Origin of the sequence: Maricaulis sp. (assembly GCF_017643475.1) — a bacterium.
In the GTDB taxonomy this organism is placed as follows: Bacteria; Pseudomonadota; Alphaproteobacteria; order Caulobacterales; family Maricaulaceae; genus Maricaulis.
In genome coordinates this window covers 826,195-839,719 of the sequence record NZ_JAEPNI010000001.1, presented here as the reverse complement: position 1 = coordinate 839,719, position 13,525 = coordinate 826,195, and the positions used below count along the sequence as shown (strand labels likewise).

The following is a 13,525-nucleotide window of genomic DNA, read 5'->3' as shown; positions in this document are numbered from 1 at the left end:
CAACCTTAAGCTGTTGAGGAAATACGTGCGCCCGGAAGTTAGCGGGTTTTTGTCTCTAGATAAATCTCAGACCCCTTCTCGCGGAACTCCGCCGCCTTCTCGGCCAGGCCGCGCTCGGCCTCGGTCATCTCGTTCGAGGCCCGGGCACTCCCAAACGTGTCGCGGATCTCCCGCGTAATCTCCATCGAGCAGAACTTAGGCCCGCACATGGAGCAGAAGTGCGCCACCTTGTGGGCGTCCTTGGGCAGGGTCTGGTCGTGGAAATCGCGGGCGGTTTCCGGGTCCAGGGCCAGGTTGAACTGGTCTTCCCAGCGGAATTCGAAGCGGGCGCGTGACAGGGCGTCGTCGCGGATCTTGGCGGCGGGGTGGCCCTTGGCCAGGTCTCCGGCGTGGGCGGCGATCTTGTAGGTGACGACGCCGACTTTCACGTCATCACGGTCGGGCAGGCCCAGATGTTCCTTGGGCGTCACGTAACACAGCATCGCACAGCCGAACCAGCCGATCATCGCGGCACCGATGCCCGAGGTGATGTGGTCATAACCCGGCGCGATATCCGTGGTCAGCGGCCCCAGCGTGTAGAAGGGCGCCTCGTGGCACTCCTTGAGCTGTTTATCCATGTTTTCCTTGATCTTGTGCATGGCCACATGGCCCGGCCCTTCGATCATGACCTGGCAGCCTTTTTCCCAGGCGATCTTGGTCAGCTCGCCCAGGGTTTCCAGCTCGGCGAACTGCGCGCGGTCATTGGCGTCGGCAATCGAGCCCGGACGCAGGCCATCGCCCAGCGAGAAGGAGACGTCATAGGCACGCATGATGTCGCAGATTTCCTCGAAATGCGTGTAGAGGAAGCTCTCCTTGTGGTGCGCCAGGCACCATTTCGCCATGATGGAGCCGCCGCGCGAGACGATGCCGGTGACACGGTCTGCGGTCAGCGGGACATAAGCCAGGCGCACGCCGGCATGGATGGTGAAATAGTCCACGCCCTGTTCGGCCTGTTCGATCAGCGTGTCGCGGAACACCTCCCAGGTCAGGTCTTCGGCAATGCCATTGACCTTTTCCAGCGCCTGGTAGATCGGCACGGTACCGATCGGCACCGGCGAATTGCGCAGGATCCATTCACGCGTGTTGTGGATGTTCTTGCCGGTGGACAGGTCCATCACCGTGTCGCCACCCCAGCGGATGGCCCAGACCATTTTCTCCACCTCTTCCTCGACCGAGGAGGCCACGGCGCTGTTGCCGATATTGGCGTTGATCTTGGTCAGGAAATTGCGACCGATAATCATCGGCTCGAGTTCCGGGTGGTTGATATTGGCCGGGATGATGGCGCGGCCGCGGGCGATCTCGTCGCGGACAAATTCCGGCGTCACGTGTTCGGGGATGGAGGCGCCAAAGCTCTCGCCATCGGCCATGCGCTCCCTCGCGCCCTCAACCGCCTGCTTGCGGCCCAGGTTCTCGCGCTCGGCGACATAGACCATCTCCGGCGTGATGATACCGGCGCGGGCAAATTCGTATTGCGTCAGCGGCTGGCCGTCCGTGCCCTTGAGGGGCTGGTGCTGGGTCGGGAATTCGCGGGCCAGGTATTTACCGGTCGCCCCGCCATTATCCAGCGGCGAAAGCGGGCGGCCTTCATACTGTTCCACCTGGCGGTCCTTGTACCAGTCCAGGCGATGCCGCGGCAGGCCGGTCTCGACATTGATGGTGGCGTTTGGATCGGAATAAGGGCCCGACGTGTCATAGACCCGCACCGGCGGCTCGTTGGCGGTCGGGTGCAGGTCGATCTCGCGATGCGGGACTTTCAGCCCCGGCGCCGTGCTCGGCGAGGTATAGACACGCCGCGAACCCGGCAGCGGCCCGGTGGTCACTTCCGGCGTCTCGAAGGAGGCTTGGTCAGTTGGCTTGTTCATGGGGTGTCTCCTGTTTCAGGCCGTGGCTGGGGCATGACCCGGCGCCTTGCGCGCACGGGCCCGCACCGAGGCGGCGGTGTCATTGAGGGCGTCATTGCGTGCGGTTTCAGCCGCCGCGCGGAATTCGGGATGGTGGATGGCCAGCACGCACAGCGCATTGACCGCCCAGGCGCGCACAAAGGGGCGCGCGTGGGTGATGTAGGATTGCGCAAACCGCGCCAGTTTCGGTCCTTCCGGCAGCGGACGGTCATAGGCGTCCAGCGCCTGCAAAATGTGCAAAACGGCGCCCCAATGGGTCAGCCGGCCCAGCCGGGGCGAGATCGCGGTGGCGATGTCGGCCAGGATCAGGTCACCGCATTTCAGGCTCTGCTGGACCAGCCAGGTCGAGCCGGCCTGGATCAGCGGTTCATCGTCATCGACAAGGTCGTAAAGCGCGTCCCAGAAACCGGGCGCATCACGCAGCTGGACTTTCGCCTCGCACAACAGGCTCATCGCCTTGCCGTCAAACTCGCTGATCGCTGCCCTCAAACGGGCTTTTGTGTGCGCGGTGGTCTGGTCGCTCATTTCCTGCTCCGTCCCGACGCCGGCATGACCCGGATCCGGTCCTAAGGGTCTTTCTCAGCACCCGCATGCGGGGCACCCCTCGGAACTCAATTGCTGGCGAAAATGGACGCGCGCCGGTGATTTGGCAAGGTCAGCTCACTCATGCGCGTGAAGATCCCGCGTCTCGCCCGGCTCGGTGAAGAAATCCTCGTCGCTGGCGCGAACCGCAACCGGTGGGAAAGGGCCGAGATGGATGCCGGTGAGCGACTCTGCATTGATCCGCTCGCGCAGCACGTCGCCACCCCATTCCGTGACCAGCCAGAAAGGCGGGAAAGCGTGATCGGTCCGCACGGCCTGGAAATGCTCTTGATGGGTCTCGTAGATCGCTTCATCCGGCGTCGCATCGCCGAGATGCATCACCGTGATCTCGCCGTTCAGCGTGACGCGATAGACCATGTTCTGGACGCTGGCCCAGTTGGATCCGCCGGCATGGGGCACATAGACCGCCTCGATGACCAGCGCCCGCGGGTCTTCCGGCGTGGCGACGACAAATCCCATGGGTTCTACAATGAAGGGCAACGCCACGATGCGATCAGCCAGGCCGTCGTCCCAGTCGCGCTCGGTCTCCATCATCGGCCGGGCCTGGGACGGGGCAACCAGCACGACAGCCGGATGACGGCGCATGTAGCGGAGCATTGCCTCGGCATCGAAATGATCGTCATGGATATGGCTGACAAAGACGACATCAACGCCTTCGAACTCGTCCTCGCCTGCCATCAGGCGGCGCTTGATACGGCGCGGGATCGGCTGGATGCCGTTGAAATGGATATACAGCGGATCAAACAGGATCCGGGTCTCGCCAGCTGTCACCAGCACGGCTTCATTGGCCAGGAAATGGGCCGTCGCATCATCACCTGCGACCGGGTGCGCCATCGCCGCGCTCAACAGCGCAGCCGCCAGGGTTGGGCAGTGTATCATCAATTGATCTCCCCCCGGCACTCAAGGCGAGCATGACCAACACGACCGGTCTTGGCAATCAGCCGGTGACAGTGATAGCTACAACTAGTCGTGACCGTGAACAGCGCGCGTCTCGCCCGCCTCGGTGAAGAAGTCCTCGCGGCTGGCACGCACGGAAATGGGCGCGTTTATCGGCACGTGAATGCCGGTGACGTGGTCGGCATTGAGGGTCGCGCGGACACGATCACCACCCCAGTCCGCAATCAGCCAGTAGGGCGGAAAGGCGTTGTGGGTCTCGTGCGCCTGGAAATGGGCCTGGTGCGGGGTGTAGTCACGCGGGTCCTGGGTCGCATCGCCGAGATGCATCACCGTGGCCTCGCCGTTCAGCGTCACGCGATAGACCATGTTCTGGATGTGAGAGCGACCGGGACCGCCGGCATGGGGAATGTGCACCGCCTCGATCCGGATCGCGTCGGCCACGTCATCCGCAGCAATCACCAGCTCCTGGGGCTGGGCCGTGAAGGGCAGAATGCGCAGTCGTTCAACAAAGCCCTCCTGCCAACCCGCTGCAGCGCGCATGTCCAACTGCGCCTGGTGCGGTGCAACCAGGATCACCTCGGCATGGGCGGCCAGATAGGCGTTCATCTCCGGCGCGTCGAAATGATCCCCATGCACATGGCTGACAAGTACCGCGTCAACGCCGTCAAACTCACCCTCGCTCGCCATCAGGCGCGCCTTGGTGTCCGGCTCGACCAGTGGATAGCCATAGGAATGGGTGAACAGCGGGTCGAACAGGATTTTCGTCTCCCCCGCCGACACCAGAATGGCCTCATTGGCGAGGAATTGGGCTGTGGTGGCCTCCCCTTCGACGGGGTGGGCGAGGGCCGCTCCAAAGAGCGTGACGACAAACATCGAACCGAGCAAGATCATTTGCTCCCTTCATGATGACGGAAGCCCCTGCTGGCCGGTCCGAGAAATTCTTTGCGGATCAGCGCCTCGACCCCGCTCGCGTTTTCAATCCCGTAGAGTCCATCAGCCTGATTGAGCAAGTCTCTCAATGCATTCACCCCCGGAATGACTCCCAGAAAAGCCCACTGGTTTGTACCGCCCGCATTAATCAGGACACTACCGCGTCTTTTGCCGGGACTAAGATCGAGGCGCTGGATTTTCTCGGGGGCAATACTGCGTGTCGGCCTGCCCCTTTCCATCATAAGAATGCGCTGATCCGTTACTGCATACTGGACATTTCTCGCAGTTCGGAACTCCAGGACTGCGAGGGTTAAGATCGCCATGGCAAAGACCACGACACCCACAGGCCCCAATATCACCATCTGCTCAGAAACGCCGTACATTGCCTGAAATTCAGGTGACTGCGCCGATCTTGCAAAGCCAAACGCCCCAATAACGGCCATGATCGCCAAGCTCGATAGCGCCATGAGCGATCCACCGCTTCGATACCACCCTAGTACAAGCCAGTCGGGCTTTCCGGCCCAAAGGACTTTCTCGGCCGGATTGAGTTCGGCTTGAAACTGGATTGCCACTTGCAGAGACATTTCGCTGCCTAGTGAACCGCAGCCGCCTCAACCGCCCGCATCACCCTAAGCACGTTAAGGCCCCAGATCTTGGCGATGTCTTCTTCGGAATAGCCGCGACGCAGGAGTTCCGCCGTGACCGCCGGTGTGGTCGTGGCATCGTCCCAGCCACCGACACCGCCGCCGCCATCAAAGTCCGAGGCGATCCCGACATGATCGATACCGGCCACGGCGACCGCATGATCGATATGGTCTACAAAGTCGGAAATCGTCACATCAGGATACTGGCTCTGCAGTTCTGCCATCCGGGCACGGGCCTCCGTGAAGGTCTCCGCGGACGCACTGGCGCGGCCCTCGGCGGTATCGAGGCCAAGCTCGACCATCAGCGCATTGCGAGCGGTCGCAAGACCTTCATCCATTGCCTGGACGTAACCGCGGAAGGCGACCATCTGGGCAACACCGCCATTGTCGCGGATCGCGCGCAGCTGTTCATCGTCGAAATTGCGTGGGTGCGCATAGACACCCTGAACCCCGGAGTGCGAACCCATCACCGGAGCACGGGACATGCGGATCGCCTCGAGACCGGTTTCCTTACCGACATGGGAGACGTCGATCATGATGCCATAATCATTGAGCTCGGCGACAAGTGCGCGGCCCAGATCGGTCAGACCGCGATCGACCGGGTCATCACCGGCCGTCAGATTTGGATTGGACGAGGTGCCGAACTGGTTGTTGCCGAAATGGGTGATGGACATGTAGCGCACACCGCGCTCTGCCCACATCGGCACATCCTCGATCGACGGGCCCAGCGGATAGGAATTCTCCATACCGATCAGGGCAACACGGCGGCCGGTCGCAGCGATCTCCTCGACCTCGTCCGCGGTGACGGCGAGACTGATCTGGTGGGGATGGTTTTCCAGCATGAGGCGAATGCCCTCATACTTGTTCTCGGCTTCGGCGTGGGCCTCCGCATATCCTTCCTCGGTCAGATCACCCTGACCGACATAGACGATAAAGAACGCAGCATCGAGGCCACCCTCGCGCATTTTCGGCAGATCAACCTGGGCGTCGGTTGGGCCACCCGGATCGAGTGCCGGCGTACCGAAACCCGGTCCGGTATCAACATGCGTGTCGAGGGTCAGCACGCGGTCATGGATCTCGGCAGCCCGCGCCAGGAACTCCGCCTCGGTCTCCTCGCCACCACCGGAATTCTGGGCTCCGCAGCCCGCCAGAAGTGCTGCAGCAGCAGCCGACACCATAAGAATACGCATTGTCCCCTCCACAAGACTTGAGGCGCCAGACTAGAAAGCCTGACGCCTCGCGCAAGTGAAATTGCTGCCCCGCCGAAGCTCGATAACCCGGGTGAACTCCGACGGAACACCTGACAGCCCCAGTGCGGCACAGGACGGGCTGAACAGGTGTTACTGTGTGCGGGCGTAGGTGTCGTCACCCCAGGTCATGGAGACCACGCGACCACTGTCATCACGCTCGAAGCTGAAAGCCTCACGGCCCTCGAAGGCGTAGGGCTGCGCACCGAACAGATCCTGCTGGGCCGGGGTTAGCGGGTAAGGTGCATCGCCCCACATCGCCGTCAGCGCCCCGTTCTCGTAAACCACCTGGACATCCAGATAGGGTTCACCGGTGGAATAGGTGCCCACGAACTGGCGCAGCTCGTCATGGCTCGGCGCCCAGCTCCATCCACCCCATTGCTCATTGGCACGATCCTCGGCGTCACGACCCTGACGGAATTCCAGCAGACGGCCCTCACGCTGGGAGTAGATCTCCGGGCGACGGGTCGACCAGGCCTCGGCATCCTCGTGTTCGACAAGGAATTGCAGATACATGTTGATCGTGCGGCTGGTGACCCAACCGGTATTGTTGTCGGAATTGGCAAAGGCGGCGATGCCGACACCCAGTTCCGGAACGAAAGCCATCTGCGTGCGGGCGCCGATATAACCACCGCCGTGGATGTGGACTTCATAGCCCTCGAAATCACAGACATTCCAGCCCAGTGTGTACTCGCTGCAGACCAGCTCATAGGCATTGCGGCGGTCTTCCATGCCCGTCTGGACATAACCCTGCTGGGCTGTGCTGACGGCATTGGCGGAGATGCCGGAACCGGCCGGGCCTTCGCCACGCAGCTGCATCTGCAGCCAGACAGCCATGTCATTGGTGGAGGTTACCAGGCCACCGGCAGACTGCATCATGTGATCGGTCTTGGGCCGCTGTTCGTACCAGCCAAGCTCCTCACCCTGCCAGATATGGCTCCAGGACAGCTCATCCAGGCTGTAGTCGGAGGTGCGCGCAGACGTGCTGTCCATGCCCAGCGGATCGAAGAGCACCTCGTCCATCCAGTCCTGCCAGCTCTTGCCGGTCGCCGTTTCCAGCAGCGCAGCGTAAATATTATAGCCGAGATTGTCGTACTCGAAGCCCTCATCTCGAGCCTCGCCGAAATTCTCGATCAGGCGCGGATAGTCAGCCGGATTGATCGTCATGGAATAGGCTTCAATCATGTTGATCACGCCAACATTGATCGGCACCTGGTGGCTCAGAAGATCGCTCATCGTATACCCACGAATGTCGACACCACCGGCCTCACCCAGATCCGGCCAGACATCGCCGATGGTCGCATCCAGGGAGAACACACCACGCCCGTCGAGGACAGCGGCGACAAGACCGAGATAGGCCTTGGTCTGGGACGCAATATAGATCGGCGTGTCCGCCGTCAGCGGTGCGCCGGTGGAGGCGCGACGCTCGCCGGAAACATGGTTCAGCAGAACATCGTCAGCCGTGACGACGACAGTCGCATAACCCGGTCCAAGATTTTCGAAACGATTGAGGAAGTCACGAAGCTGATCGGCCGCGCCTTGCGGGGTTTCCGCGAGGGCAGATGCGCTCAGCCCGATAGTCGCCGCAGCGGCCAAAAGCGCAGATTTAACCATGAGAGGTTCTCCTTGTTCGTTGCCGGTCTCCCGGGAGACAGAGAAGGGGTAGCTCATCTTCGCGTTGCTTTTAATTCGACCTCCCGAAGAAGAATTATCTTCATAACAAAGATAACACCCCGGAGAAGATAACCGCCTTCCAACTCTATGAGCTGAATGTACCGGGCAGCACGGTCGCGTTCTTGAACGCATGTAACGCCAGTCTGAAAATTGGTTCAGACAGGAAAAGACCCGCTTCGTTGCCAAAGCGGGTCTGGTTCACACTGCCATGAGACGTTGCAGCTTTCGGGGGGGCAGGCCGGTCATTTTCTTGACCCATCGAGTAAAGTGCGCCTGGTCGGCGAAGCCTGCCTCGATGGCGGCCATGGCCGGTTCCGCACCGTTGACCAGACGGCTCAATCCCATCGCGGCCCGGCTGCGGGCACGATAGACGCTGGGCGGTACGCCGAAATGCCGGGCAAAACTGCGCGACAGGTGCACCCGGTGAACGCCGGCGCCCTCGGCCAGGCTTTCCAGGTCGGGTGCAAATTCATCATCGCGCAATTGCTCTCGCACGCGCGTCAGCCAGGCCGGTATCTCGGCATCACGCCCCCGGGAGACCGAACCGGCACTGGCCAGCAAATCCGCGACGGCATCACGCGCCAGCGCACCACTCGTGGCGATGACATTCATCAATGCGTGGACATGGGCATTACCGTCCTCGCTTTCTCCCCAACCCCAGTCCAGCTCGCCACGAGGCAGAAATCCCCGCATGGCGTCACAGTCCAGATTGGCGGAAAGAATGAGCGAACCCTGACGACCATAGACATTGGCGTGCATGCAGCCGGCGGGCTTCACGCCTCGCGCGGGCTGCAGGATCTCGCAGTCACTGCGGGCGATACACTCGGCCATCTCTCCAGCCAGCAACCAGGAGACCTGGTGGTAGTCATGCCCATGTGCATCCATGGCCTCGTCAGCACCATAATGGCTGAGGCGCACACACAGGCCTTGGGTTTCAAACAGGGTCTTTTGACGGATTGGCATTTTCTACTCGCTTCACACTCGTCATATTCCACAGATGCTTCCCACCACCTGTTTGGATGATGAAACAACTGCAAGAGTCCCGAGTCCGTCTTCCCTAGCGTGCAAAAACGCCGACCTCAAAAGAGATCGGCGCCTGAGCAATCCCCCTACCTTGCAGGCAAGTCAGTTGAAGGCCATGGCCCTGCGATGACAGCGGTCGTACAGGGCCAGGAAGGCTTCCGCATCGCTGCTGCCGGCTCGGGAGGCATCGGCCAGATAGGCACGCGCCTGGTAGAAATCCGCCTGCCCCTGCTCATCCGACAGCATCAGCCCGACAAGCAGTCCGGCAAAGGCGTGCCCCCGCTCGTTGAAAATCCGCGCCATCGCCGTTTCGGCACGATCGGTATTGTTGCGCCAGCCATAACTGGCCAGGGTCAAAAGCGAGAGTGAGCGCAGGCTGGCCGGGTCATTGGCCCGCATCAGATCGCCTCCCCAGTAGAACGCAGCCGCCTCGACCGGAACTCCGCGCTGCTGGGCCATCTGTGCCAGCGCCTGCTCCATGCCGGCACTGGTCCGGTAGAGATAGCTGTCGCGATGTTCGGCAAAGCGGGTGCAGTCATTGGCAAAGGCCGCACTGGCAAAGACCAGGTGGGCAGACACACTGGCGACAATCGCCATCAGGGTACGCATTCGAACCAGGGCCATGGGGCTCTCCCTCAATTTCGTGAGGAGGAGCCTGCCAGTGACGTTTTAAGCGAGGCTCAAATTGCGAGGCCAAGTTTGAGGCGAATTTTAGTGGAAGCGCCCCGCACCTAACCCCGGAACGGGTCCTGCATCAAGATGACGTCTTCGCGTTCCGGCGAGGTTGAGACGAGCGCGATCGGGCATTCGATCAGTTCTTCCAGGCGGCGGACATATTTGACCGCTTCGGCCGGGAGCTGCGCCCAGGACCGCGCGCCGGCGGTGGAGCCGGACCAGCCCTGCAGTGTCTCATAGACCGGTTTGACATTGGCCTGGGCTTCCTTGCCAGCCGGCAGGTAGTCGAGACGCTCGCCATCGAGTTCATAAGCGACGCAGACCTTGATCTCGTCGAATCCGTCCAGCACGTCCAGCTTCGTCAGCGCGACGCCGGTGACACCGCCCTGGGCCAGGGTCTGGCGGGTGATGACGGCATCAAACCAGCCACAGCGGCGCTTGCGGCCGGTGACCACGCCGAACTCATGCCCCTGTTCGCCGATGCGCTGGCCGATTTCGTCGTGCAGCTCGGTCGGGAACGGGCCTTCGCCCACGCGGGTCATATAGGCCTTGGCGATACCGAGCACGTAACCGACATCCTTCGGTCCCAACCCCGTGCCCGCAGCGGCCTGGCCGGAATGCGTGTTCGAGGAGGTCACAAAGGGATAGGTGCCGTGGTCGACATCGAGCAGCGCGCCCTGGGCGCCTTCAAACAGGATTTTCTTGTCGTCCTTGATGGCCGCCTGCAGGTCGCGCCAGACCGGTGCGGAATAGGGCAGGATTTTCGGTGCGATCTCGAGGATTTCAGCGACCAGCTTGTCGGCATCATATTCCGGCTGGCCCATACCCCGGCGCAGGGAGTTGTGGTGGAAGAGAATGTCGGCGACACGGGCGCGCAACGCGTCCTCGTCTGCCAGATCGACAACCCGAACCGCGCGGCGTCCGACCTTGTCCTCATAAGCCGGACCGATGCCCCGGCGTGTCGTGCCGATGGCTTCGCCGTCATCGCGATTCTCGCGCATGGCATCGAGCTCGCGGTGGATCGGCAGGATGAGGGCAGCGGTCTCGGAGATCTTCACAACGTCCGGGGTGATGTCGACACCCTGTTCGCGGATGCGCTCGACCTCGGACACGAAGGCCCAGGGATCAACAACCACGCCATTGCCAATAACCGAGAGTTTTCCGCGCACAACGCCGGAAGGCAGCAGGGAGAGCTTGTAGACTTTCTCGCCCACGACCAGGGTATGACCGGCATTATGACCACCCTGGAATCGCGCGACGACATCGGCGCGATGGGACAACCAGTCCACCAGCTTGCCCTTGCCTTCATCGCCCCATTGGGCGCCCACAACAGTCACATTGGCCATGTCATTCTCCAGTGCTCTATGCGGGAGGCACTTCTGTCACGAAGGCGTGAGCGGGGCCAGATTTATTTGCACGCAAGGACACACATCGGCAGGATCATCTTCGTTCAGTGCGGAGGACGACATGCTTTTTCGAATTCTTTTAGCTTCAGCAGCTGTTTTTTCCATCACGACCATGGCCAGCGCACAAACACCGCCGCCGGCCTGTACGTCCGACATCCATGACGATTTCGACTTCTGGGTCGGCGAGTGGAATGTCTACGCTCCCGATGACGGCCCCTATCTCGGTCACAACACGATCGAACGCATCAATGGCGGCTGCCTGGTCACCGAACACTGGGTCGGCGCCAGCGGCAATGCCGGCAACAGCATCAACATCTATGACCCGTTGATCAGCGCCTGGCGACAGGTCTGGATGAGCAATGGCTGGTATATCGACTATTCAGGCGGACTGGATGAGAATGGCGCCATGGTCCTGACCGGCGAGTCCTACCTCGTCCAGACGGATGTACGCGCCGGATTGCGCGGCACCTGGACACCGCTGGAAGACGGCACGGTGCGCCAGTTCTTTGAACAACAGGACGCCGATGGCAACTGGCAGGGTGTCTTCACCGGCATCTATGTGCGCAAAGCGGACGATCCACGTGCCGAGGAAGCGGCAATGGCTCGCGGGGAATGATGATGGCGAGGGTCGCTAACGCGGCAGCTGGCAAACCGAACGGGATGCCTCAACGACCGAAACGGTAGCTCAGGCGAACCCCAGCATTGTCCAGGGCCTGGTTGCGACCGGACGCCAGGATCTGGCCGTGGGAAATGTGCTCGTAATAGGCGCCCACGGACCAGTTGTCCGAGAGGTCATAGTCCAGGCCCAGCCCGTTATAGAACAGAATGTGACTGCCCATCAGCGCGCGCGTCGTGGCCAGGCGGATACGTTCCGGATCACCCGGAGGCGAGTTCTGGTCGATGTCCTTCACGCCATCATTATAGGAGAGGCCAAAAGTATATTCGATGTCCCAGTTGCCGCCGAGGTCCCAATCCCACGCCAGACCGGCCGTACCGAAATTGGTCAGGCCATTGGTATTGAACGAGCCGTAGACAAACGGACGGGGCGACCACAAAGGCTCGAGGAAATCAGGGCTCTCGAAGAGCAATTCCAGGGTCACATTCGGGCCGTCCTCGACATGGTCGGCAAGATCATGAGCGGTCACGCCAAAACGGAACTCGATACCCTCGTCCTGGGCCGAAGCCATACCGGAGAGAAGTGCTGCAGCAGCAGCGGCGGTCATCCAACGTGTCATGATATCCCCCTGGAAACTCGCGTAAGCGGCGAAATCTGCCCTCACAACTAACCTGTTGCTCAGAGCGCGTCCAGCGCTTCGCCATAGGCCCAGTCAAGCCAGGGACCAAGTGCGGCCAAATCATCACGCTCGATCGTCGGGCCGCACCAGATGCGAATGCCCGGCACGCTGTCGCGGTGCATGATGATGTCCAGCCCGGCGTTTTCCCGCTCCAGCAGGGAGACGATCTTCCTGGAGAAGGCCCACTGCGTCTCGATATCGAGCGACAGCACCTGCGGGTCCTTGAATTTCAGCGTCACGGATACCTGGGAACGATGCTCCGGGTTCTCGCACAGATACTCGGCCCATGCACTGTCCTGCACCCAGGCATCCAGCGCCGCAAAATTCTCGCTCGATCTCTTCACCAGTGCCGGCAGGCCACCAATCTTTGACGCCCACTTACACGCGGCGACGTAATCCTCGACCGCCATCAGGGACGGTGTGTTCAGGGTCGAGCCTTCATAAACCTTCATGTTCGCCTGATCGCCCTTGTGCAACGCGAACAGCCCCGGGATCGGCCAGGAAGGTTTGTAGGTATTGAGGCGTTCGATCGCCCGCGGCCCCATGACCAGCATGCCGTGCTGAGCCTCGCCGCCCAGGCATTTCTGCCACGAGAACGTCAGCACATCGATCTTGGACCAGTCGATATCCACCGCAAAGGCACCGGACGTCGCGTCACAGATCGTAAGCCCCTCCCGATCCGCATCAATCCAGTCATACCCCGGGATCCAAACACCGGCAGCCGTGCCGTTCAACGTGAAGATCGCGTCGCGCTTGCCATCATATTGCGACAGGTCCGGCAATGTTCCGGCCTTTTCCTGGAAGATGCGCAGATCCTCGAGTTTCAGCTCGTCACGAGCATCAAGGATCCAGCGATTACCGAACACATCCCAGCCGAACACATCCACGCCACGAACACCCAGCAGCGACCACATCGCTGCTTCCATCGCGCCGGTATCCGATCCCGGAATGATGGCGACATGATAGTCCTCGGGCAGTTCCAGCAGCGCGTGCGTGCGATCAATGGCCTCCTTGATCCGTGCCACGGCAGACCCCGTTCGATGCGTCCGCGAGAGCGGCGCATCAATCAGGCTCTCCCAGCTCCAGCCGGGATGTTTCTTCACCGGGCCACAGGAAAACCGCGGATCCGCCGGCTTGAGCATGGGCTTTTGATATCTGCTTTTGGCGGGGGCGTGCGTGATCTCGGACACG

At 61.4% G+C, this 13,525-nt stretch carries 13 protein-coding genes and 1 riboswitch; of the genes, 1 reads left to right on the top strand and 12 read right to left on the bottom strand.

Going from position 1 to position 13,525, the window contains the following annotated elements; genetic code table 11:
• Positions 1-38: 38 nt before the first annotated feature.
• The 10 genes from thiC to JJ889_RS03915 form a co-directional block, all read right to left on the bottom strand.
• A complete protein-coding gene (thiC, locus tag JJ889_RS03960) occupies positions 39-1,901 on the bottom strand; it encodes a phosphomethylpyrimidine synthase ThiC (protein ID WP_291891670.1) in 1,863 nt (620 codons plus the stop codon).
• 15 nt (positions 1,902-1,916) lie between these two features.
• Positions 1,917-2,465: a hypothetical protein gene (locus tag JJ889_RS03955; protein WP_291891668.1), complete on the bottom strand. Its 549-nt coding sequence runs from the start codon at positions 2,463-2,465 to the stop codon at positions 1,917-1,919.
• Positions 2,460-2,555: riboswitch (TPP riboswitch) on the bottom strand. Its footprint overlaps the gene before it by 6 nt.
• A 45-nt stretch (positions 2,556-2,600) precedes the next feature.
• Positions 2,601-3,422 carry an MBL fold metallo-hydrolase gene (locus JJ889_RS03950; RefSeq protein ID WP_291891666.1) on the bottom strand — a complete coding sequence of 274 codons (822 nt, stop codon included), beginning with the start codon at positions 3,420-3,422 and terminating at the stop codon, positions 2,601-2,603.
• An 84-nt stretch (positions 3,423-3,506) separates the two neighbouring features.
• The gene (locus tag JJ889_RS03945) at positions 3,507-4,331 is read right to left on the bottom strand and encodes an MBL fold metallo-hydrolase (protein ID WP_291891664.1); all 825 of its coding nucleotides are present in this window, start codon (positions 4,329-4,331) and stop codon (positions 3,507-3,509) included.
• A complete protein-coding gene (locus JJ889_RS03940) occupies positions 4,328-4,954 on the bottom strand; it encodes a hypothetical protein (RefSeq protein ID WP_291891662.1) in 627 nt (208 codons plus the stop codon). The genes JJ889_RS03945 and JJ889_RS03940 overlap by 4 nt, the downstream gene beginning before the upstream one ends.
• 8 nt (positions 4,955-4,962) lie before the next feature.
• Positions 4,963-6,204 carry a membrane dipeptidase gene (locus tag JJ889_RS03935; RefSeq protein ID WP_291891660.1) on the bottom strand — a complete coding sequence of 414 codons (1,242 nt, stop codon included), beginning with the start codon at positions 6,202-6,204 and terminating at the stop codon, positions 4,963-4,965.
• Between the two features lie 150 nt (positions 6,205-6,354).
• On the bottom strand, positions 6,355-7,875 hold the full coding sequence (locus JJ889_RS03930) for a serine hydrolase (protein ID WP_291891658.1): 1,521 nt from the start codon (positions 7,873-7,875) through the stop codon (positions 6,355-6,357).
• Between the two features lie 258 nt (positions 7,876-8,133).
• Positions 8,134-8,898, bottom strand: a complete 765-nt coding sequence (locus JJ889_RS03925) for an AraC family transcriptional regulator (RefSeq protein WP_291891656.1) — start codon at positions 8,896-8,898, stop codon at positions 8,134-8,136.
• 162 nt (positions 8,899-9,060) lie between these two features.
• Positions 9,061-9,582, bottom strand: coding sequence for a hypothetical protein (locus JJ889_RS03920; protein WP_291891654.1), 522 nt, complete (start codon positions 9,580-9,582; stop codon positions 9,061-9,063).
• A gap of 107 nt (positions 9,583-9,689) precedes the next feature.
• Positions 9,690-10,979, bottom strand: a complete 1,290-nt coding sequence (locus JJ889_RS03915) for an adenylosuccinate synthase (RefSeq protein ID WP_291891652.1) — start codon at positions 10,977-10,979, stop codon at positions 9,690-9,692.
• 121 nt (positions 10,980-11,100) lie between these two features.
• On the opposite strand from JJ889_RS03915, the gene JJ889_RS03910 reads away from it, so the two are divergent.
• Positions 11,101-11,655 (top strand): hypothetical protein, encoded by a 555-nt coding sequence (locus tag JJ889_RS03910; RefSeq protein ID WP_291891650.1) that lies wholly within the window; start codon positions 11,101-11,103, stop codon positions 11,653-11,655.
• A gap of 49 nt (positions 11,656-11,704) precedes the next feature.
• Here JJ889_RS03910 and JJ889_RS03905 read toward each other — a convergent pair whose 3' ends face one another.
• The gene (locus JJ889_RS03905) at positions 11,705-12,274 is read right to left on the bottom strand and encodes an acyloxyacyl hydrolase (protein ID WP_291891648.1); all 570 of its coding nucleotides are present in this window, start codon (positions 12,272-12,274) and stop codon (positions 11,705-11,707) included.
• A gap of 59 nt (positions 12,275-12,333) precedes the next feature.
• Positions 12,334-13,476 carry a phosphoserine transaminase gene (locus JJ889_RS03900; protein ID WP_291891646.1) on the bottom strand — a complete coding sequence of 381 codons (1,143 nt, stop codon included), beginning with the start codon at positions 13,474-13,476 and terminating at the stop codon, positions 12,334-12,336.
• Between the last annotated feature and the right edge of the window lie 49 nt (positions 13,477-13,525).